General features: G+C 75.2%; 18 protein-coding genes. 8 read left to right on the top strand and 10 right to left on the bottom strand.

All coding sequences use genetic code 11. From position 1 onward, the window contains the following. Positions 1 to 9: 9 nt before the first annotated feature. The 3 genes from tilS to dacB form a co-directional block, all read right to left on the bottom strand. Positions 10 to 1,083, bottom strand: a complete 1,074-nt coding sequence (gene tilS, locus JQN84_RS05960) for a tRNA lysidine(34) synthetase TilS (RefSeq protein ID WP_307821040.1) — start codon at positions 1,081 to 1,083, stop codon at positions 10 to 12. 89 nt (positions 1,084 to 1,172) lie between these two features. Beyond that, the gene (locus JQN84_RS05955) at positions 1,173 to 2,240 is read right to left on the bottom strand and encodes an Rv3626c family coenzyme F420 biosynthesis-associated protein (RefSeq protein WP_204957444.1); all 1,068 of its coding nucleotides are present in this window, start codon (positions 2,238 to 2,240) and stop codon (positions 1,173 to 1,175) included. Positions 2,241 to 2,374: 134 nt separating this feature from the next. Beyond that, entirely contained in the window at positions 2,375 to 3,883 is a 1,509-nt protein-coding gene (gene dacB / locus JQN84_RS05950; RefSeq protein ID WP_307821039.1) for a D-alanyl-D-alanine carboxypeptidase/D-alanyl-D-alanine endopeptidase, read from the bottom strand. Positions 3,884 to 4,395: 512 nt separating this feature from the next. Between dacB and JQN84_RS05945 the strand changes: the two genes are divergently transcribed. Then, a complete protein-coding gene (locus JQN84_RS05945) occupies positions 4,396 to 4,902 on the top strand; it encodes an inorganic diphosphatase (protein ID WP_204927072.1) in 507 nt (168 codons plus the stop codon). 65 nt (positions 4,903 to 4,967) lie between these two features. Here JQN84_RS05945 and eccD read toward each other — a convergent pair whose 3' ends face one another. Further along, entirely contained in the window at positions 4,968 to 6,368 is a 1,401-nt protein-coding gene (gene eccD / locus JQN84_RS05940; RefSeq protein WP_204957442.1) for a type VII secretion integral membrane protein EccD, read from the bottom strand. Positions 6,369 to 6,470: 102 nt separating this feature from the next. Between eccD and eccCa the strand changes: the two genes are divergently transcribed. From eccCa to JQN84_RS05920, 4 genes are all read left to right on the top strand, one after another. Continuing rightward, the gene (eccCa, locus tag JQN84_RS05935) at positions 6,471 to 10,439 is read left to right on the top strand and encodes a type VII secretion protein EccCa (RefSeq protein ID WP_204957441.1); all 3,969 of its coding nucleotides are present in this window, start codon (positions 6,471 to 6,473) and stop codon (positions 10,437 to 10,439) included. 75 nt (positions 10,440 to 10,514) lie between these two features. Next, the gene (gene mycP, locus JQN84_RS05930; protein WP_204957440.1) at positions 10,515 to 11,855 is read left to right on the top strand and encodes a type VII secretion-associated serine protease mycosin; all 1,341 of its coding nucleotides are present in this window, start codon (positions 10,515 to 10,517) and stop codon (positions 11,853 to 11,855) included. Positions 11,856 to 11,896: 41 nt separating this feature from the next. Beyond that, positions 11,897 to 12,685, top strand: a complete 789-nt coding sequence (locus JQN84_RS05925; protein ID WP_204957439.1) for a phosphatase PAP2 family protein — start codon at positions 11,897 to 11,899, stop codon at positions 12,683 to 12,685. A gap of 29 nt (positions 12,686 to 12,714) precedes the next feature. Further along, positions 12,715 to 13,440 (top strand): phosphatase PAP2 family protein, encoded by a 726-nt coding sequence (locus tag JQN84_RS05920; protein WP_204957438.1) that lies wholly within the window; start codon positions 12,715 to 12,717, stop codon positions 13,438 to 13,440. Positions 13,441 to 13,490: 50 nt separating this feature from the next. On the opposite strand, the gene JQN84_RS05915 is transcribed toward JQN84_RS05920, so the two are convergent. The 6 genes from JQN84_RS05915 to JQN84_RS05890 are packed head-to-tail and all read right to left on the bottom strand — an operon-like array spanning position 13,491 to position 18,867. Then, the gene (locus JQN84_RS05915; RefSeq protein WP_204957437.1) at positions 13,491 to 14,669 is read right to left on the bottom strand and encodes a MarP family serine protease; all 1,179 of its coding nucleotides are present in this window, start codon (positions 14,667 to 14,669) and stop codon (positions 13,491 to 13,493) included. A gap of 58 nt (positions 14,670 to 14,727) precedes the next feature. After that, a complete protein-coding gene (locus JQN84_RS05910) occupies positions 14,728 to 15,426 on the bottom strand; it encodes an NUDIX hydrolase (RefSeq protein ID WP_204957436.1) in 699 nt (232 codons plus the stop codon). 28 nt (positions 15,427 to 15,454) lie between these two features. Next, positions 15,455 to 16,153 carry a TlpA family protein disulfide reductase gene (locus JQN84_RS05905; RefSeq protein WP_204957435.1) on the bottom strand — a complete coding sequence of 233 codons (699 nt, stop codon included), beginning with the start codon at positions 16,151 to 16,153 and terminating at the stop codon, positions 15,455 to 15,457. Continuing rightward, positions 16,150 to 16,938 (bottom strand): endonuclease III, encoded by a 789-nt coding sequence (gene nth, locus JQN84_RS05900; RefSeq protein ID WP_204957434.1) that lies wholly within the window; start codon positions 16,936 to 16,938, stop codon positions 16,150 to 16,152. The genes JQN84_RS05905 and nth overlap by 4 nt, the downstream gene beginning before the upstream one ends. Before the next feature lie 51 nt (positions 16,939 to 16,989). Continuing rightward, positions 16,990 to 18,147, bottom strand: a complete 1,158-nt coding sequence (locus JQN84_RS05895; RefSeq protein ID WP_204957433.1) for a CapA family protein — start codon at positions 18,145 to 18,147, stop codon at positions 16,990 to 16,992. A gap of 57 nt (positions 18,148 to 18,204) precedes the next feature. Further along, on the bottom strand, positions 18,205 to 18,867 hold the full coding sequence (locus JQN84_RS05890) for an adenosylcobinamide amidohydrolase (protein ID WP_204957432.1): 663 nt from the start codon (positions 18,865 to 18,867) through the stop codon (positions 18,205 to 18,207). Positions 18,868 to 19,087: 220 nt separating this feature from the next. Between JQN84_RS05890 and JQN84_RS05885 the strand changes: the two genes are divergently transcribed. The 3 genes from JQN84_RS05885 (at position 19,088) to JQN84_RS05875 (ending at position 21,405) form a co-directional block, all read left to right on the top strand. Beyond that, the gene (locus JQN84_RS05885) at positions 19,088 to 19,765 is read left to right on the top strand and encodes a Crp/Fnr family transcriptional regulator (protein ID WP_067306583.1); all 678 of its coding nucleotides are present in this window, start codon (positions 19,088 to 19,090) and stop codon (positions 19,763 to 19,765) included. A 159-nt stretch (positions 19,766 to 19,924) separates the two neighbouring features. Further along, positions 19,925 to 20,668 carry a metallophosphoesterase family protein gene (locus JQN84_RS05880; RefSeq protein WP_204957431.1) on the top strand — a complete coding sequence of 248 codons (744 nt, stop codon included), beginning with the start codon at positions 19,925 to 19,927 and terminating at the stop codon, positions 20,666 to 20,668. Positions 20,669 to 20,772: 104 nt separating this feature from the next. Next, the gene (locus JQN84_RS05875; protein ID WP_204957430.1) at positions 20,773 to 21,405 is read left to right on the top strand and encodes a TetR/AcrR family transcriptional regulator; all 633 of its coding nucleotides are present in this window, start codon (positions 20,773 to 20,775) and stop codon (positions 21,403 to 21,405) included. Positions 21,406 to 21,490: the final 85 nt, after the last annotated feature.

The raw sequence follows: 21,490 nt of genomic DNA, 5'->3' as shown, positions 1-21,490 counted from the left end.
CAGCCCTGTCTACCGCACCGCAGCGGGGCCGCCCAGGTCGACGGGGAGCAGCCGGCCGTCCCGGCGCGCGACGCGTACGCCACCCGGCAGGGCGGTCGGGCCCTGCCCGCGCCAGGCGGTGACCAGCGCGTCCAACGCGTCCACGTGCCGGTGGGAGAGCGCACCGGGAGGGGCCCCCAGCTCCCGCGCCCAGGCGTGCAGCACCCGGCTGCGGACCGCACCAGGCAACCCGGCCAGCGCCGCGACCGACAGCCCCCCACCGTCGCGCACGGGGAGCCCCACCCCGTCGGGCCGGGGTTGCGGGGTGCCGAGGGCGGCGGTGGCCAGGTCGTCCAGGGCGGCGGTGTCGGCGGCGAGCAGTCGGGCCGTACGCGCCAGGTTGTCCACCACCCCGTCGCCGAGCGCCGCGACCAGCGCCGGCAGCGCGTCGGCGCGGACCCGGGCCCGGGCGTACGACGGATCGGTGTTGTGCGGGTCCTGCCACGGGGTCAGGCCGAGCGCCGCGCACGCGTCGCGGGTCTGCGCCCGGGTGACGTCGAGCAGGGGGCGCAGCAGCGGCACCCCGGCCAGGTCCCGCCGGGCGGGCATCCCGGCCAGCCCGCGCGGGCCGGCCCCCCGGGCGAGCGCCAGCAGCACCGTCTCAGCCTGGTCGTCGCGGGTGTGTCCGAGCAGGACGGCGCTGGCCCGGTGCCGGCGGGCGGCGTTCGAGAGCCCCTGGTAGCGGGCCTGCCGGGCGGCGGCCTCGGGGCCACCGGGACGACCGGCCACCGTCACCGGCACCGCCTCCACCGGATCGAAGCCGACTCTCGCGGCCCACTCGGCCACGGCGGCGGCGCGCCCGGCCGACCCGGCCTGCAAGCCGTGGTCGACGGTCACCAGACCGGCCGGTCGGCCGACCCGGGACGTCACGAAGGCGGTGGCGGCGGCGAGGGCGAGCGAGTCCGCCCCGCCCGAGCACGCCACCAGCACCGGCCCGTCGACGGGGAGCCCGGCCAGGGCACGGCGTACCGCGACCCGGACGGCGACCACCGCCGGATCGGGGGACGGCCCGCGGGCGGCACCGGTGCCATGCCGCCCGACCACGGCCTCCTTCATGACGGGCCCGGTCGGCGGGGCGGCAGGGGGCGGCCCGGTCACCGGGTCGGCGGGGGTGGGCCGGCCGGCCACCGGGGTCAGCCGGCGGTCGGGGTGGCGCCGGCCGGCCCGTGCACCCGGGCCACCCAGGCGGCCGGGTCGCCCAGCTCGTCGAGCCGGGGCAGGGTCAGCGGCGAACCGAAGATCTTGTTGAAGCCGGGCATGCCGACCTGCTCGACCACGCCGTGCACGAACTTGCGGCCCTCGGCGTACTGGCGCATCTTGACGTCCACGCCGAGCAGCCGGCGGATCGCCTTCTCCAGCGGGTTGCCCGCCTCGCGGCGGCGGTTGAACCCCGCCCGGATCCGCTCCACGCTGGGGATGACCTGCGGGCCGACGCCGTCCATCACGAACTCGGCGTGCCCCTCCAGCAGGGTCATCAGCGCGGTGAGCCGGTCCAGCACGGCCCGCTGCGCCGGGGTCTGCACGATGTCCAGCACGCTGGTGCGGCTGTCCGGGTCGCGGACCGCGTCCGACAGGGTGGACACCCCCCGGCGCAGCCGCTCGACCAGGTGCTCGGCGCCCTGCGAGGCGTCCACGAACGCCTGCACCTCACCCAGGAAGTACGCCCGCATCCACGGCACGGCGGTGAACTGGGTGCGGTGGGTGACCTCGTGCAGGCACACCCAGAGCCGGAAGTCGCGCGGGTCGGCCCCGAGCTTGCGTTCCACCTCGACGATGTTCGGCGCGACCAGCAGCAGCTGCCCCGGATCGGCCGAGAAGACCTCGTACTGGCCGAGCACCCGGCCGGAGAGGTACGCCAGCACGGTGCCGGCCTGCACCCCGGTGAGCCGGGAGCCGACCGCCTCGGTGAGCACGCCTGGCGGCTTGTCACCGGAGAGCCGGCTGACCAGCGGGGTGATCACCTCACGCAGGCCGGCGATGTTGGTGGCCGCCCAGTCCCGCCGGTCCACCACCCGCACCGGCGGGTGGCTGACCTGTGGGCGCAGCCCCGTGTAGTCGGCGACGTGCCCGGCCGCCTCGTCGGTGAGCCGGCGCAGATCGCCGACCACCCCGGTCGCCTCCGCGTACGACACGCGGGGGCCCGACTTGCTCAGCGCCCCCGCGGTGGCGGCGGCCAGATCCCAGTCCACGAACTGCGCCATGCCACCCACCGTACCCGCGCCGCGACACCCCGGCCGGCTGCGCGCGACGGGCCGCCCGGCAGCCGACCCGGACGCACCCCACGGCGGGGCGGTCCGGACAGGCCGCGCCCACCGGGCAGGTCGGCTGCCGCCGGTCAGCGGCAGCCGCAGCCGGCCAGCGCGCCGGCGATCCGGTCCAGCGCCGCCCGGGTCACCTCCGGGTCGCCCGCCGGGGCCCGGTCGGTGAGCACGGCGAAGGTGAGCAGCCGGCCGTCGCGGGTGGTGACCAGGCCGGCGATGGCGTGCACCCCGGTCAGGGTGCCGGTCTTGGCCCGGACCACGCCGGCTCCGGCGGCGGTCTCCGTCGACTCGTAGCGACCGCCGAGGGTGCCCGACCAGGCGGCCACCGGCAGGCCGCCGAAGATCGCGGTCAACTCCGGGTGGGTGCCGTTGCCGGCCACCGCGATCAGGTCGGTGAGCAGCGAGGGGCTGATCCGGTTGCTCCGGGACAGTCCGCTGCCGTCGGCGAGGCTGATCTCGTCGGCCGGCAGTCCCAGCTCGCCGATCACCTCGTCCGTCGCCGCCGCGCCACCGGCGAAGGACGCCTGCTGGTTGCGGGCCAGGGCCACCTGGCGGGCCAGGGCCTCGGCGATCACGTTGTCACTGTCGGTGATCATGATGTCGACCAGCCGGACCATCGGCAGCGACTCGACCTTGCCCAACTCGGTGCCGGGCGCGGGCGCGCCGGTCGCCGTCGCGCCGCCGTCCGCCGGTGCGGTGCCCCGGACCACCCCGCCCTCGGGCAGGCCGAGCAGCCGGGCGAACGAGCGGCCGGCGGCCAGGTCCGGTTCGGCGTACCGGGTGGCCGCACCGTGGCTGTCGGCGAAGTTCTTCCGCGCCCCCACCGGGTCCCGGCGTGCCCCGTCGGTCATCAGCGCGGTGATCGACGCGCCGAAGCCGCCGGTCGGGATGTCCGCGTCCCAGCCCGGGCCGTGGACCGGGCCGGGGAAGAGCGTGGAGTCGACCACCACCCGGGTCGGCGCGGTGCCGCCGAGGGCCTGTTTGACCTGCGTCGCGAGCGCGTCGAGGCGGGCCGCGCCGGGGTAGAAGCCGTTTTTGTCCACGGCCAGCGTCGGGTCGCCGCCACCGACCAGCACCACCTCGCCCGGACTCGCCCCGGCCACCGCCCGGGTGGCGATCCGGTAGCCGGGACCCCGCGCCTTGAGCACGGTCACCCCGGTGGCGAGCTTGGTGACCGAGGCGGGCACGGTGGCGTCGTCGCCGCCCTTGGCGTACAGCGGTTCGCCGGTGACCACGTCGGCCACCGACAGGTTGACCCGGCTGCCCAGGGCGGCGGAAACGGTCAGCGGCTCGACTGCGGCGCGTACCCCGGCGGGGGTCGGCGCCGGTGCGGCGGCGTCGGGGCCGGCGAGCACCGGCACCGGGTCGGGCTCGGGGGGACGCGCGGAGGGCGACGGGGTGCTAGTCGCGCCCAGCCAGCCGGCGACCGGGCCCGGGCGGAGCACCGCCGCCGCGCCGGCGAGACCCGCCAGCAGCACGACGACCAGCACCACCGGCACCCACCGTCGACGCCGACGCGACGGGCCGGTGGCGGGCGGCGCGGAACCGGGACGGGCCGACGGCTCCGCAGGGGGCGACGCCACGTCCGGACGGCCGACGACCGGGGCCGCGCCCCGGTGCGGGGAAGAGCCGGCAACCGGGGCGGAACCGGCGACCGACGCGGAACCGACGGCCGGGGCGGCACCGGACGGGGGGAACGGGGGCGACACCGGGGCGGACCCGACGGCCGGCCGGTCACCGGCTGCCGACGGCGGACGCCAGGCCGGCGGTGGCGGGTGCTCGCCGGTCCGACCGGTGACCGGCGGTTCGGGCGTCGACTCGGGGCGACGGGGGACGTTCGCGTCGGGCACCGAGACCCGACCGGTGGCACCGCCGGTCACGGACCGGCCCGATCCCCGACCGTCAAGCCCCTCCGGGCGGTAGTGTGAATCTTCCCTCCCCACGACCCCCTCCTCCCGCCGCCGAACTCGCCTGGGTGACACTACTTCGGTCCGAAGACTATGCGGCGTCCGGAGCCGACGGGTGGCCATTCATCCGCACCGGGGACGTCAGTGGTTCCGTTCAGCCAGCGTGGGCAGACGAGGGAGCGTGGGAGATGGATTTCGACGTCACGGTTGAGATCCCGAAGGGTCACCGCAACAAGTACGAGGTGGACCACGCGACGGGCCGGATCCGGCTGGACCGCACCCTGTTCACGTCGACCCAGTACCCGGCCGACTACGGCTTCATCGAGGGCACCCTCGGCGAGGACGGCGACCCGCTGGACGCGCTGGTGCTGGTCCCCGAGCCGACCTTCCCGGGCTGCCTGATCCGCTGCCGCACCATCGGCATGTTCCGGATGACCGACGAGAAGGGCGGCGACGACAAGGTCCTCTGCGTGCCCTACGAGGACCCGCGTCAGGAGCACCTGCGCGACATCCACCACCTGGGCGAGTTCGACCGGCTGGAGATCCAGCACTTCTTCGAGGTCTACAAGGACCTCGAACCGGGCAAGTCGGTCGAGGGTGCGACCTGGGTCGGCCGGGTCGAGGCCGAGGCCGAGGTGCTGGCCTCCTACCAGCGGGCCCGCGACGCCGAGGCGCAGGGCGGCACCGCGCACTGACCGGCTTGCCGCGAGCGGCCCGGACCTGACGGTCCGGGCCTTCGTCGTCGCCCGGCCGGCGGCGGTCAACCCAGCAGGCCCCGGGCCGCGTCGTAGAGGTCCAGCACCGCGCAGGCCACCGGGACCACCGCCACCACCAGCGCGGTGTCGCTCAGGTCGGCCACCCGACCGAGGTACGGCGAGACCGGCCGCCTGGCGTACGTGGTGCCGGCGGCGACGGCGAGCAGGGCGACGACCAGCCCGCCCCCGCTCAACGCCAGCAGACCGGGGGCACCGGGCCGGTCGGCGAGCACCGCCCCGAGCACCGCGAACCCGGCCAGCCCGGCCGTGACCGGGGGCACCCGGTGCCGGACGGCCACGAACGTCCGGGACCGCAGCAGCAGAACCGCCGCGCCGACGGCCACCAGCACCCGTCCGGCGGGCCCACCGTCGGCGGCGAGCACCAGCACGGCGGCCACCACCGCGACCGCGTGCCCCAGCAGCATCCCGGTCAGCATCTCCTCGCTGCGGGCCACCGCCGTGTGCACCCGGGCCCGGTCCGGCAGGTCCCGTACGCCGTCCGGGCCACCCGTGGGGCCGGCCGGCAGGGTGATCGGCGGCAGCGGCACCTTGCCCAGCCGGATCGCCAGCAGCGGCAGCGCCCCGAGGACGAAGACCAGTACGCAGAGCAGCACGGCGGCGGTGCCGGCCGGGTCGAGCAGCAGCCCGCCCAGACCGGCGAGCGTGCCCACCGTGCCGGCCGTCGCGCCGGCCACGAAGACCCGCAGCCGGGTGGCGACGCCGAGCAGGCCCAGCACGGCGGCCAGGAGCAGCGCCACCGCCCCGGCGAGCAGTTCGGGCGCGCCGAGCCAGGGCAGTGGCCGGAACGCCCCCACCGGGTCGCCCGAGCTGACCGCGAGCGCACCGGCTGCGGCGGCGTACGGCAGGGCGTAGCCGCCGAGGGTGGCCCCGGTCGGGCCGTCGCCGTACGCCCGGGAGGCGGCGGTGCCGGCGAGGGTGAGCAGCAGCGCGACCGCGACCGCGGCGGGCCAGGCGGCGGGCTGCCCCGGACCGGCGGCCAGCACGGCGAGCAGCCCCACGGCGAGCGGGACGGCCGCGCCGGCCAGCACGGCCGCCCGGGTCGTCGCCGGCGACCAGGCCGCACCCCGGCGGCGCGCGCCGTCGGCGATGGCCTCGACCACGTCGTCGTACTCCAGTTCGGGCCACTGGTCGTGGGCGGGCACCAGGTGCAGCACCTCGCCGTCGCGTACCCCCTGCGGGAGCAGCGGCTGAGCGGTGACCAGCACCGCCCCGTCGGTACGCCGCAGCACCCAGCCGCCGTGCCGTTCGCCGTCGTCGGCCAGCCCCTCCCCGGCGTGCCGGAGCACCTCGGGCAGCAGCTCGGCCAGGGGGATCTGCTCCGGCAGGGCCACGTCGACGCGTCGCCCGGGCGCGCTGATGGTGACCCTGGCCAGCCCGATGGTCATCGACTGGACTCCATATCGATCGGGAGCGGCGGCTGACGGACGACGCGCACTTTACCTACGATGAGCCAGGTTCGGGTTACCGAGCGCCACAGGGAGGTGCTTTTGTCCACTGTCGTCATCAAGCGGCCACCGCGCCGGCCCGCCCCGGAGATCCCGGTCGGCGAGCTGCCCGTGGCGGGTCCGCCCGAGATCCCGGTGGTCAACGGCGGACGCTGGCAGCAGGCGCTGATGGTGCTGCCGATGCTCGGTGGCACGGTGGCGATGGCGATGATGTTCGGCCGGGGCGGCGGCGCCTACTCGTACGTGGTGGGCGCGATGTTCGGGCTCTCCTCGGTGGCGATGCTGATGACCTCCTGGGGCAGCGCCACCGGCAGCCCGGGGAAGTCGGAGATGATGGCCGCCCGCCGGGAGTACCTGCGGCACCTGACCACCCTGCGGCGACGGGTCCGGCAGACCGCCCGGCAGCAGCGGGCCGGCCTCTACTACCGGCATCCCGACCCGGGCCGGCTCTGGTCGACGGTGGACAGTCACCGGGTCTGGGAACGCCGGCCGGGCGACCCCGACTTCGGCGTGGTGCGGGTCGCCGTCGGTCCGCAGACGTTGGCCACCCCGCTGGTGCCGCCGGTCACCCGACCGCTGGAGGAGCTGGAACCGATGACCGCGGGGGCGCTGCGGCGGTTCCTCGACGCGTACTCGGTGGTGCCGGACCTGCCGGTGGCGCTGTCGCTGCGCAGCTTCGCCCGGGTCTTCGTCCGGGGTGGGCAGCCGGCCGGCCCCGGCGGGGCGGCGCAGAGCGTCGGCACCGGCTCGCCCGACGCGCAGGCGCTGGCCCGCGCGATGCTCCTCCAGCTCGCCGTCTTCCACGCCCCCGACGAGCTGCTCGTCGCCGTCTGCGCCGGCCCGGAACGGCGTCGGCACTGGGAGTGGGTGAAGTGGCTGCCGCACGCCCACCACCCGAGCAGGGTCGACGCGCTCGGTCCCGTCCGGCTGGTCACCAGCTCCGCCGTCGACCTGGAACGGCTCCTCGGCGACGTGCTGGCCAGCCGGTCCCGGTTCAGCCCGGCCGGGCCGGCCACCGACGGCCCGCACGTGGTGGTGCTCCTCGACGGCGGTGACCTGACCGACGCCACCGAACTGACCGGCGACGGCGGCATCGACGCGGTCACCGTACTCGACCTGGACACCCCGCCGCCGCGCCTGCTGGACCGGTTCGCCCTGCTGCTGGAGATCCGCGCCGGCCGGCTGCACTCCTGGTCGGCCGAGGGGCACGCCGAGGTGGGCACCGCCGACCGGCTGGACGTGGTCGACGCGGAGGCGGTCGCCCGGCGGCTCGCCCCGCTGCGGCTCGCCGCCGTCGCCCGGGGCGCCGAGGCCGCCCCCGGGGCCGAGCCCGGCCTCCCCGAGCTGCTCGGGCTGGGCGACCCGGAGGGGTTCACCGCCGACCAGGGGTGGTTGCCCCGGTCGCCCCGGGACCGGCTGCGGGTGCCGATCGGGGTCGGCCCGGACGGCGGCGCGGTCGAGCTGGACCTCAAGGAGTCGGCGCAGGACGGGATGGGCCCACACGGGCTGCTGATCGGCGCGACCGGTTCCGGCAAGTCGGAGTTGCTGCGAACCCTGGTCCTGGCGTTGGCCGCCACGCACAGCTCGGAACAGCTCAACTTCGTCCTGGTCGACTTCAAGGGCGGGGCCACCTTCGCCTCCTTCGACCGGCTGCCGCACACCGCCGCCGTGATCACCAACCTGGTCGACGCGCTACCGCTGGTCGACCGGATGGTGGACGCCATCAACGGCGAGCTGATGCGCCGCCAGGAGCTGCTGCGCCGGGCCGGCAACTTCGCCAGCCTGCGCGACTACGAGCGGGCCCGGACGGCCGGCGCGCCGCTCGCCCCGCTGCCGTCGCTGCTGCTGGTCTGCGACGAGTTCTCCGAACTGCTCTCGGCCAAGCCCGACTTCATCGACCTGTTCGTGCAGATCGGCCGGCTGGGCCGGTCACTCGGGGTGCACCTGCTGCTGGCCAGCCAGCGGCTGGAGGAGGGGCGGCTGCGCGGCCTGGACACCCACCTGTCGTACCGGATCGGGTTGCGGACCTTCTCGGCGCTGGAGTCCCGCACGGTGCTCGGGGTGCCTGACGCGCACGAGCTGCCCCGCTCCCCCGGGCACGGCTACCTGCGCGCCGGCACCGACCCGTTGGTGCGGTTCCGGGCCGCGTACGTGTCCGGTCCGCTGCGTCGGCACGGCGGTCCGGTCGGGGGCGGCGGTGGGGCGGCCCGGCTGCTCGCCTTCACCACCCATGTCGTGCCGGTGCCCGAACCGGCCGCCCCGGTGACCCCACCTGTCGTCGAGGAGGCGTCGGGGAGCCTGCTCGACACGCTGGTCGGCCGGTTGGCCGGGCAGGGGCCGCCGGCCCACCAGGTGTGGTTGCCGCCGCTGGACCTGGCACCGGCCCTCGACGAGCTGCTCGGCCCGCCCGGCGTCGACCCCGAACGGGGGCTGACCTTCGCCAACCCGGAGCTGCACGGCGGCCTCCAGGTGCCGGTGGCGGTGGTCGACAAGCCGTACGAGCAGCGCCGCGACCTGCTGTGGTTGGCGTTGGGCGGGGCCGCCGGGCACGTGGCCGTGGTCGGCGCGCCGCAGAGCGGCAAGTCGCACGCGTTGCGGACGCTGGTCTGCGCGCTGGCGCTCACCCACACCCCGACCGAGGCGCAGGTCTACTGCCTGGACTTCGGCGGCGGCGGGTTGACCGCGCTGCGGGAACTGCCGCACGTGGGCGGGGTCGCCGGCCGGGCCGACCCGACCGTGGTCCGGCGGACGGTCGGGGAGGTCGCCACGCTGCTCGCCGAACGGGAACGCCGCTTCACCGAGCTGGGTGTGGAGTCGATGGCGGCGTGGCGCAAGCGGCGGCGGGAGCTGGCCGCCGCCGGTCAGCCCCCTGTCGACCCGTTCGGTGACGTGTTCCTCGTCGTCGACGGCTGGGCCACCCTACGCGGCGAGTACGACGACCTGGAACCCCTGATCACCGACCTGGCCACCCGGGGCCTGTCCTACGGGGTGCACGTCGTGGCGAGCGCGGTGCGCTGGCTGGACTTCCGGCCCGGCATCCGGGACCTGTTCGGGTCCCGGTTGGAGCTGCGCCTGGGTGACCCGTCCGACTCGGTGGTGAAGCGGGTGGCGGCGGCCGGCGTGCCGGAGCAGGCGGGGCGGGGGATCACCGCGCAGAGCCTGCACTTCCTCACCGCCCTGCCGCAGCTCACCGGCGGGGACACCGCAGATCTGGTGAAGGCGGTGGCGGGTGCCTGGTCGGGGCCGGTCGCGCCCCGGGTGCGGTTGCTCCCGCCGGTGCTGCCGTACGCCGACCTGGACACCTCGGCCGGCACCGGCCTGGCGTTCCCGGTCGGGATCGCCGAGGCGGACCTGCGGCCGGTGCTGCTCGACTTCGCCACCGAGCCGCACTTCGTGGTCTTCGGCGACGCCGAGTGCGGCAAGTCGTCGTTCCTGCGGGCGCTGGCCACCTCGATCGTCACCCGGTTCACCCCGGAGCAGGCCCGGGTGATCCTGGTCGACTACCGGCGCAGCCTGCTCGGCACGGTCGAGACCGACCACCTGATCGGGTACGGCACGGCGGCGGCGCACACCACCGAGCTGATCGAGTCGGTCGCCGGTTACATGCGCGGGCGGCTGCCCGGCCCGGAGGTCACCCCGGCCCAGTTGCGGGACCGTTCCTGGTGGTCCGGCCCGGAGTTGTTCATCCTGGTCGACGACTACGACCTGGTGGCCAGCGGCCCGGCGAACCCGCTGCGCGGGCTGGAGGAGCACCTGCCCCAGGCCCGGGACGTCGGCCTGCACCTGGTGCTGGCCCGCCGCTGCGGTGGCGCGGGCCGGTCCCAGTACGAGCCGGTCGTGCAGCGGTTGCGGGAGCTGTCCACCGCCGGTCTGGTGATGAGCGGCAGCCCCGACGAGGGGCAGCTGGTCGGCGCGGTCCGTCCCGGTCCGCTGCCGGCGGGGCGTGGTCGGCTGGTCACCCGGCGCGAGGGGGTCCGCCTCGTTCAGCTGGCACATCTTCCGCCACCGTGATCCGGGTGTGCCGGAACGTGCCGTGTCGGCAGCCGGAACCGGTAATCTCCGAGCAGCATGTGTCCCACGTGATGAATGGCTGACGATGTGACCAGGGTTCGGCAGGGCTCTCCGACGGCGCTGCACCGGTTCGCCGGGCGGGCGCTGCTCGGTGTCGCGGCGACCACCGTCACCGTGCTCGGCACGGCCCCGCCGCCCGCGTCCGCTGCGCCTCTGCCGTCGTCCACCCTGGTCGGGGCACGGGCCGAGCCCGACTTCGCCCCGGTGCAGGCGCGCGCCGACCGGGTCCGCGACGACCAGTTCCAGCTCGACGAGTTGAACGCGGCGACCGCCTGGCGTACCTCGACCGGGCGGGGCGTCACGGTGGCGGTGATCGACTCCGGGGTGGACGGCAACCATCCCGACCTGGTCGGCCAGGTGCTGCCCGGCATGGACCTGGTCTCCCCCGGCGGCGGTGACGAGCCGGACCCGGTGGGGCACGGCACCACGGTGGCCAGCCTGATCGCCGGGCGGGGCGACGACCGGCGGGGGGTGGTCGGGCTCGCGCCGGACGCCCGCATCCTGCCCGTCCGGGTGCTCGACGACGAGAACCGCTACGACGACGCGATGATCGTCGCCAAGGGTGTGCGCTGGGCGGTCGACAACGGCGCCCGGGTGATCAACCTTTCCCTGGGCGGCAGCGGCGACAGCCCGGCCCTGGCCGCCGCGCTGGACTACGCGTTCGCCCGGGACGTGGTGGTGGTCGCCTGCACCGGCAACGTCGCCACGTCCACCACCTCGCAGGTCTGGTACCCGGCGCGGGAGCCGGGGGTGATCGCGGTGGCCGGTCTGGAACGCGACAGCGAGAACCTCTGGTCCGGTTCGATCACCGGTCACGCCACCACGTTGACCGCTCCGGCGACCGGTCTGGTCGGGGCCCGCCCGCCGAGCAACTACTGGGGCGTGCAGGGCACCAGTTTCGCCGCGCCGCTGGTCACGGCGACCGCCGCCCTGGTTCGCGCCCGCTACCCGCAGATGTCCGCCGGGGACGTGGTGAACCGGCTGCTGAGCACCGCGAAGGACATCGGCCCCGTCGGCCGGGACGACCGTTTCGGGTACGGCCGGGTCGACCCGGTGGCCGCGCTCACCGCCGACGTGCCGCTGATCGGCTACAACCCGCTGGACGACAACGACTCCCCCGGGGTGGTCGGGTTCGGGCCGGCACCCGGTTCCGCCGACGACGCCCGCGCCGGTGGCACCGGCAGCGACCCGCTCGGGTTCGCCGCGCCCCGCCAGCAGACCCGGTGGACGGCCCAGCCGGCCGGTGCCGCCGGCGAGGACGCCCCCCGTCGGCTGTGGACGGGTGTCGCGGTCGTGGCCGCACTGGTCACCGGGGTCGCGATGATGGTCCGTCGGTTCCGGCTGCGGAGTCGTTGAACCGGGCCTGAGCGCGGGTTCGGGTGGGTAGAGCAGGGCGCATGAGTTCCTCCGGTCCGCGTACCTCCGTGTCCCCGTCGGCCCGGTCCTGGCGGGACCGCCGCCTGGACCGGGACCGTTCGCTCGGGTTGCGGCTGACCCTGGCGTCGGCGGCGGCGTTCCTGGTGCTGGTGCCGTTCGCGCTGCTGGCGGTGCTGGTGGTCGGGGCCTGGCCGCCGCTGCACGACCTGGACGCGGCGGTCACCGACGCCCTGCACCGGTTCGCCGCCGACCATCCGCTGTGGGTGCGGGGGATGACGGCGTGGACGCACCTGGCCTCGCCGGGACCGCTGCGGGTGGCCGCGCTGGTCGTGGTGGTGTGGCTGTGGCGTCGCGGGGCCCGCCGGCTGGCGCTCTGGGTGGTCACCACGATGGCCGTCGGCGGGGCGCTGGGGGCGGTGCTGAAGCTGCTCGTCGGCCGGGACCGCCCGGAGTTGCTCGATCCGGTGGCGCGGGCCGCCGGGTTCTCCTTCCCATCCGGGCACGCGCTGAACGCGACCCTCGCGGCGGGGGTGCTGCTGCTGGTGTTCCTGCCGTTCGCCAGGGGTCGTCCGGCGGTCCGGGTGGCGCTGTGGACGGTAGCCGTGCTGCTCGTCGGGGTGACCTGTCTGAGCCGGGTGGCGCTGGGTGTGCACTGGGTCAGTGACGTGCTCGGCGGCTGCCTGCTCGGGGTGGCGGTGGTGGCGGCCACCGCGGCGGCGTTCCGTACCTGGCGGGAGCGGGTCGGGCTGCCCGACGGCCGGGCCACGGTCGACGGGGTCGCGCCGGAGCAGACCGACCCGCACGCGTAGCGGCCCCGCGCTCCGGGTACTGGGCGGCCATGTCCACCATCGCTGCGCAGGTCGCCAAGCGGGTGCTCGTTCCGGTCGCCCTGCTGCTCTCGTTCATGGTCCTGCTCGGGCTGCTGGTGACCCGGGTCCTCGACGACGTCTGGCCGTTCACCGTGGAGGACGCGGTCAACCGCGAACTGGCGGCCGACCGGACCGGGGGGTGGAACGACGTCTCACTGGTGTTCAGCACGCTGGCCAGCACCCAGCTGATCGTCGTGGTCACCGTGCTGGTGGCGCTGGTGCTCCGGCTGGTGCTGCACCGCTGGCGGGAGCCGCTGTTCCTGTGCGCGGCGGTGAGCGCCCAGGCGCTGGTCTTCCTGCTCACCACGCTGGCCATCGACCGGCGTCGGCCGGCGGTGGAGCACATGGACGTCTCGCCGCCGACGTCGAGTTTCCCGTCCGGCCACACCTCGGCGTCGGTCGCCCTCTATGTCGGCATCGCGCTGCTGCTGGCGCTGCGGGCCCGGAGCACCGCCGGCAAGGTGACCTGGTGGACGCTGCTGGTGCTGGTCCCGGTCGGGGTGGCGGTGACCCGGATGTACCGGGGGATGCACCATCCGAGCGACGTGGTGGCGTCCTTCGTCAACGGCGGCACCTGCGTGGCGATCATGGCGCGGGCGGTGCTCGACAGGTCGCTGACCTGGGGTCGGGCCAAGCTGCCCGGCCTCACCCCGGCCGGTGGTGACGCCCCGGCCACCGCGCCGGCCGGCGGCTGACCACCCGGCGACGACGCCCCGGCCCCGGCCGTCGGGCCATGTCCGGGGGCTCAGGTGCAGTCGCCGGTGCCCACTCCCCGGGTACGCTCCGCGCCGGCCAGCGCCACCGGCCGGGCCTCCTCGGCGGTCACCGCGAAGCCGGTGTTCGGGTCGTCCGCCGCCGCCGCGAAGATCACCCCGAGCACCAGCCCGTTGGAGGAGACCAGCGGCCCGCCGGAGTTCCCGCTGCGGACCAGCGCCCGGATGGTGTAGATCTCCCGGTTGACCTTGCTGGCGTTGTAGATGTCCGGGCCCTCGATCCGGTCGACGTCACGGATGCGGGCCGGGCGGGCGTCGTACGGGCCGTCGAGCGGGAAGCCCAGCACGATCGCGTCCGCCCCGCTGCCGGCCTGCCCGGCGGCGAAGCGCAGGGACGGACCGGGCAGCCCCGGCACGTGCAGCACGGCGAGGTCGCGGTCCGGGTCGTAGACGACGACCACCCCGTCGTACCGTTCGCCGCGCAGCTCGACCGCGACGGAGCGGGTGCCCGCGACGACGTGCGCGTTGGTCATCACCCGGTCGTCGGCGTAGACGAAGCCGGAACCCTCGATCCGGCGCGAGCAGCTCGGCGCGGACCCGAGCACCTTCACCACCGCCCGCTGGCTGTTCGCCACCACCTGCGAACCGGCGAGCGCCGGGTCCGGCGGGGCGACCTGCCGGGCCGAGGTGCGGCCCAGCCCGTTGAAGACGTCGGGGAAACCGTTGGTGTCGACGGTGTCGCGCAGCGCCGTGGACAACTCCTGGGCCTGGTCGGGCAGGACCCGGTCCACCACGGTCAGCAAGGCGCTGTTCTTGACCGAGGCGGCCAGCCAGGGCAGCGACGAGGAACCCAGCGGTACGGCGACCAGCCAGGCCACCAGCATCACCGCGAGGATCGAGACGAACGCGCCGCCGATGTCGTCGGCCCGCCTGGCGACGTCGTTGGTGATCGTGCGGCGCAGGTGGGAGCCGAGCCAGCCGGCCAGCGCCTGGCCGAGGACGGCGAGCCCGAAGACGGCGACCAGGGAGACCAGCACCCGCGTCCCGCTGTCGATGAACTGGCGGGCGAGCATCGGCCCGACCTGGAGTCCGATGAGCGCGCCCAGGAAGAACCCGGAGAACGACAGCGCCCCGATGACGAAGCCCTGACGGTATCCGCTGATCGCGAACACGAGCATGAGCAGGAGCAGAACGAGATCCACGGCCGACACCGGTCAAGGGTACGTGCACCGGACACCCGTACGGCGCTGCGGCTGCGGAACGTAATGATCAGGTCAGCGGACCGGCCAGTTCGTCGGCCCTGTCGGTGCCGGCGGAGGGGGCCGGGGTGGCACCGGACGGCGGTAGTTCGACCACCCGCGACCGGGGCCACGGGCGGGCCCACCCGGCCATCTCCAGCAGCGCGGCGAGCACCCCGGCGGTGAAGCCCCAGACCAGCATCCCCCGGACGGAGAACGCCGGGCCGGTCCAGCCGCTGGGGTGGCGGACCCGCATCCGGTTGGCCGGGTCGACCAGTTCGGCGACGGGCAGCCGGGCGACGTGCGCCACCTCGGCCGGTTCCCGGGGGTGCACCGGGTGCGGGCTGTGCCACCAGGCCAGGACCGGGGTGACCACGAACTCGCTGACCGGAATCCAGAGCCTCGGCAGTTCGGCGAGGACGGTCACACTGGCCGGGTCGAGGTCGACCTCCTCGTTGGCCTCACGCAATGCGGTGGCCCGTGCGTCGGCGTCCCCCGGGTCGGCCGCGCCACCGGGGAAGGCCGGCTGGCCGGCGTGGTTGCGCAGGGTGGCGGCCCGCTGGAGGACCAGCACGTCGGGGCCGACGCCGGGCTCCTCGCCGAGCAGCACCAGCACCGCGCTCTCCCGGCCGCCCTGCTCGGGGGTGGTCAGCCGGGTGAAGTCCTCGGCCCGGGCGGTGCCGAGCCGGCCGAGCAGCGGATCGAACCAGGACGGTGGACGGCGGTTCATCGGACCGGCCCGGCACCGGCGGTCGGTCTCACGCGGGCACCGCCAGGCCGAGGTGCCGGTGGACCAGGTCGGCGAGGCGGACGTCGTCGAGCGCGCCGGAGGTGTCGGTGTGGGCGATCCGCCCCTTCGCGTCCACCAGCAGGGTCAGCGGCACCGCCGTGCGGCGCAGCTCCCGTTGCAGGGCCTCCCCCTGGTCGAACAGGACCGGGAAACGGATGCCGAAGTCCTCGCCGACGGCCTGTGCGCCGTCCCGGCTGTCCCGGCTGTTCACCCCGATCACCTGGAGCTGGCCGGCGGCGCGGACGCTGAGCCGTTGGAAGGCCGGCAGTTCCTTGCGGCAGGGCGGGCACCAGGAGGCCCACACGTTGATCACGGCCGGGCCGTGGATGTCACGCAGCGCCACCGGGGCACCACCGGTGAAACAGGAGAGCACCAGTTCGGGCAGGGGGCTGCCGCCGCCGTCGGCCGCAGCCGGGCTGCCGGCCGTACCGCTGCCGTCGCCGGCACCGGCGGACCCGGTGGGGGCGGCCGGGCCGGACCGGGCGGCGGACCCGGACGGGGCGGCGGTGGTGCCGGTCGGGGCGGTCAGGGTGGCACAGTCGGCGAACGGCGAGGGGCGCGCGGCGCGGGTGGGGCCGGCGGCGGAGCCCTCCTGGCCGGTGGTGGCGGTGCAGCCGGCGAGCACCAGCAGCACCGGGACGAGCAGCGCGGCGAGCCGGGGTTTCACGGCGCCTCCGCAACGGCGGCCTGCGCGGGCACCAGCTCCGGGTCGACCCCGGCGGCGACCGCGAGCTCCCGGGCGCGGGGCCCCTTGAGCAGCTTGGCGGCGGCGGCCGGCTCGGTCGGCCCGAGCCCGTACGACGGGCAGAGCCGGGTCAGGGTGCACGCCCCGCAGGCGGGTTTGCGGGCGTGGCAGACCCGTCGGCCGTGGAAGATGATCCGGTGGGAGAGCATGGTCCACTCCCGCTTGGGGAACATCGCCCCGATCTCGTGTTCGATCTTGACGGGGTCGGTCTGGATGGTCAGCCCCCAGCGCTGCACCAGCCGCTGGAAGTGGGTGTCGACGGTGATCCCCGGTACGTCGAAGGCGTTGCCGAGGATCACGTTCGCCGTCTTGCGGCCGATCCCGGGCAACGTCACCAGGTCGGCCAGCCGGCCGGGGACCCGGCCGTCGTACCGCTCGGTCAGGACCTGCCCCAGCTTGATCAGCGAGTCGGTCTTGTTGCGGTAGAACCCGGTCGGCCGGATCAGCTCCTCCAGCTCGCCCCGGTCGGCCCCGGCGTAGTCGGCCGCCGTCGGGTAACGGGCGAACAGCTTCGGGGTGACCTCGTTGACCTTCTTGTCGGTGCACTGCGCGGAGAGGATCGTGGCGACGGCCAGCTCCAGCGCGGTGGTGTGGTCCAGTTCGCAGTGGGCGTCCGGGTGCGCCTCGGTCAGCGCCCGGCCGATCCGCCGGGCGCGCCGGGTACGGCCGAGATCCGTCTCGACCCGGCCGGGAGAGCTGATGGTCACGCCGGCCAGCCTACGTCGCCGCCCCGACGGGCCGCCGGAGCACGCCCCCGGTCAGCCGGCGTCGGGCGGGCTGATCTTCCCCTTGCCGTCGAACCGGGCGGCGGTACGCGGGAAGTCGTTGGTGCTGAGCTGCTTGACCAGGCCGAGGCCCTGCCCGGCGGGGTCCAGCCCTGGCTTGCCCACCGAACTCATCCGGGTGGAGGTGAACGAGCCACCGGCGAAGCTGCCGTCGGGCTTGAGGGAGACCTTCAGCACCCCGCCCCAGCCGAGCCGGCCGGTCGGGTTGAGCGACCGGGCGCCGCCGGCGAAGTTGCCCAGGCTGTACGCGATCAGCCGGCCCTGGTAGAACTCCATCCCGCGCAGCACGTGCGGGCCGTGACCGACGATCAGGTCGGCCCCGGCGTCGATCATGGCGTGGGAGAACTTCACCGGGTCCCCCCGGTTCTCGCCGAGGAACATCTCGGTGCCGGGCCGGACCCGGGTCTTGTCCGACCCCTCGGCCCCCATGTGCACCTGCACCACGACCAGGTCGGCCATGGTGGCGGCCTTCTCGACCACCTCCGTGGCGGCGTCGATGTCGACCAGGCTGTTCGACCACGGGTACGACGAGAAGCCGGCCACCGCGACCTTCACCCCGCCGACCTCGACCACGGTGATCTGGTCGGGTGCGCCGGTGTGCTTGAGGCCGTGCTGCTCCAACGCCTGCTGGGTGTTCTCATAGCCCTGCGGGCCGAAGTCGTAGCCGTGGTTGTTGGCCTGGTTGAGCAGTTGGAACCCGGCGTCCTTGAGGTGCCCGGCGTACTCCGGCGGGACCCGGAACTGGTAGCAGTTGCTGGCGTTCGCGCCGCACTTGCCGGTGCCGGTGTCGGTGGTGAGCGGCTCCTCCAGGTTGCCCATCACCAGGTCGGCCTTGAGCGCGCCCTTGACCTCGTCGAAGAAGCCCTTGCCGCCGTTGGCGGGCAGCCGGGACGGGGCCATCCCCATCACGATGTCCCCGGTGGCCGACAGGGTGACCGACCCGTCCTTGTCGGCCGCCCCGGTGGTCGGCACCGGGGAACCGGTGGCGCCACCGCCGCCGCCCGGTCGCCAGACCGGGGCCGGGGTGTCGGACGACTGGCCGCAGCCGGCGAGGAGCACGGCGAACAGCGCGCCACAGGCGAGCGCGGCGCGGCGACGGGGACGGGGCTGGAGGAAGGCGGCAGAGTACATCGCCCGCGACGCTACCGGGTGGCGAATCGACCGACGACGGGCCGATCGGACGGAAGTTCAGCCCGTCCGCCGCTGCGACCACGGCACGCAGGGCGCCGTGCCGCCGTCCCGCACGGCCGCGTGGACGGCGCGGGCGAGCGGCCCGCCCCAGGTCGACCGGGGGCCGCCGTAGGGCTCGGCCGGGTCGCCCGCCGGGCAGAGCACGGTGACCGCGTCGGTGGGCGTGCCGGTGCCCGGCAGGCCCAACTCCCCGATCGCCTGGCACTTGGCCTCGGTGGCGGTGGCGACCGCGTTCACCAGCGCCGCGTCGCCGAGCGCCGCCGGCACGTACACCACGATGTTGACCGTGCCCACCCGCTGCGCCGGGGCGGGGGCGGGGTCGGCGGCGGCCCACAGGGGGGTGCCGAGGCCGACGGTGACCCAGGCCCGGACCCCGGTGTCGGTCCGGGTCACCACCTCGGCGACGTCGACGCCGGTGAGCAGGCCGACCCCGGGTCCGTCGAGGTCGAACCGGGCGGCGAGCGCGGCCAGGTGGGCCGCCGGGTCGTCCCGGTGGTACGACATCGGCACGGTCGCGTTGAGCACCCAGTTGCGCGGGCCGACGCCGCCACCGAGCGGGCCGGAGCTGACCGCCCGTAGCGGGACGCGGGCCCGCCAGACGAGCACCGGAATGTCCCACCCGTCCTCGGGGCGGTGGGTCAGCACCGGGTCGCTCAGCACCCGGACACCCTACGACCGGGGGTGGTGAACGCCGGTGACCAGGTGGTTCGGGCGGACGATCATAGTGCCCGATCGGGTCGGTGAGGTTACGCCCAACGATCAAGATTCCAGGGGTGCAGCTCTGATTCGTCCTCACGTGCGCCTAGACTTGGCGGCGCGCGAGGGATCAGCGGACGGCGGACCCGGCCGAGGGACGGCAACGCGCAACCGGAGGTGCGCGATGGACGAGGTACTGGCCCGCAGCGGGATCTTCCAGGGTGTCGACCCGGAGGCTGCCGAGGCGCTCGCCAAGGAGATGGAGACGATCGACGTCCGTAAGGGCGAGATCGTGTTCAACGAGGGCGAGCCTGGCGACAGTCTCTACATCCTCCTGTCAGGCAAGATCAAGGTCGGGCGGCGGGCAGCCGACGGCCGGCAGAACCTGATCGCGGTGATGGGCCCGTCGGACATGGTCGGTGAGCTGTCGCTCTTCGACCCCGGCCCGCGTACGGCCACCGCCACCGCGGTCACCGACACCCGCCTGGTCCGGCTGCGCAAGCAGGCGCTGCGGCCCTGGCTGAACAACCGGCCCGAGATCGCCGAGCAGCTGTTGCGGGTGCTCGCCCGCAGGCTGCGCCGGACGAACGACTCGCTGGCCGACCTGATCTTCACCGACGTGCCGGGCCGGGTCGCCAAGAACCTGCTCCAGATGGCCGGCCGGTTCGGCACCCGCGACGGCGGCGTGCTGCGGGTGACCCACGACCTGACCCAGGAGGAGATCGCCCAGCTCGTCGGCGCCTCCCGGGAGACGGTCAACAAGGCGCTCGCCGACTTCGCCTCGCGGGGCTGGCTGCGGCTGGACGGCAAGAGCATCATCATCCTCGACCCGGAGCGTCTCGCCCGCCGCGCCCGGGTCTGACCGGCACCGCGTACGCACCCCGAGCCAGGGCCGCCCCCACCGGCGGCCCTGGCTCGTCGGCATGCCGGCCCGGTTCCGCCCGCCCCGGTCGGCGACGGCCCGCTCTGCCCGGCGCAGAATCGCTCGACAACCCGCTCCGCCGGGCGCAACCCTGGACCGGTGCTGGAACGGGTAGCGGTGCTCTCCGACGTCCACGGCGCGTTGCCCGCGCTGGAGGCGGTCCTGGCCGAGCCGGAGGTGGCCGCCGCCGACCTGGTCGTGGTCACCGGTGACGTGGCGGCCGGCCCGCAGCCGGTCGAGGTGTTGGACCTGCTGACCGGGCTGGGTGACCGGGTCCGCTGGGTGCGCGGCAACGCCGACCGGGAGCTGGTGCAGGCCCGCGCCGGCCGGCCGTCGGAGCACGACGTCTCGAACTGGGCGGCCGACCAGCTCCGGGCCGATCAGGTGGCCCTGCTGGGCGCGCTGCCGCTGACGCTCACCCTTCCGGTCGCCGGTCTCGGCCCGGTGCTCTTCTGCCACGCCACGCCCCGCGACGACGAGGAGGTGGTACTGGTCGACTCCCGACCCGCCCGCTGGGCCGAGGTGTTCGCCGGGCTGCCCGCGTCGGTGCGCACCGTGGTCTGCGGGCACACCCACATGCCGTTCACCCGGCTGGTCGACCGCCGCCTGGTGGTCAATCCGGGCAGCGTGGGCATGCCGTACGGCGGGCCGGGGGCGTACTGGGCGCTGCTCGGCCCGGGGGTGCAGCTGCGGCGTACGCCGTTCGACGTCGACGCGGCCTGCGCCCGGGTCGCCGCCGAATCGACCTATCCGGACGCCGCCGCCTGGGCGGACGAGTACCTGCGTTCCCGGCACAGCGACCTCGACGCGCTCACCGCCTTCGCCCCACGCGACGGCCGCTGACCGGCCACCCGGCACCGGGCCGGACCAGCGGGCCCGGCCGGGGTCATCCGGAGCCGAAAAAAGTCAGGCTTGACTGTTTGTTTCGGCGGCGGCACGCTGTTCCCGTGTCCACCCCGTCGACCCGCGTCCCCCAGCAGGAACGCAGCCGCGCCACCCGGGCCCGGCTGCTGGAGGCGACCGTCGACTGCCTGGTTCGGTACGGCTGGTCGGGCACCACCACCACCGTGGTCGCCGCCCACGCCGGCGTCTCCCGGGGCGCTCAACTGCACCACTACCCCACCAAGGCGGCCCTGGTCACCGCCGCCGTCGCCCACCTCGCCGAGCGGCGTGCCGAGGAGCTACGCGCCGAGGCCGAGGCACTGCCGGTCGGGCCGCAACGCCTCGACCGGGTGGTCGACCTGCTCGGGGTCGCCTTCACCGGGCCGCTCTTCGTGGCCGCACTGGAGCTGTGGGTGGCCGCCCGTACCGACCCGGAGCTGCGCGATGCGCTGGTGCCGCTGGAGGCACGGGTGGGCCGGGAGATGCACCGGCTCACCGTGGCGCTGCTCGACGTGGACGAGCGCCGCCCCGGCGTCCGCGAGGCCGTGCAGGCCACCCTCGACCTGCTCCGTGGGCTCGGCGTGGCCAACCTGCTCAACGACGACTCGGTCCGGCGCACCGCCCTGCTGCGCACCTGGAAGCACCAGCTCGCCACCCTGCTCGCCCCCGCAGCACCGGGCGACGACGGGCCGGCCTGACCCGACGACCGCCGCGCAACCGCCGCCGACACCGGACCCCACGACCCGACGCCCGCGCCACCACCGGACCCCGACCCCGACGACC

This window comes from Micromonospora humidisoli (assembly GCF_016900955.1).
GTDB classification, from domain to species: Bacteria; Actinomycetota; Actinomycetes; order Mycobacteriales; family Micromonosporaceae; genus Micromonospora; species Micromonospora wenchangensis.
The sequence above is the reverse complement of the archived record's forward strand: the minus strand, read 5'-3'. Positions and strand labels throughout refer to the sequence as shown.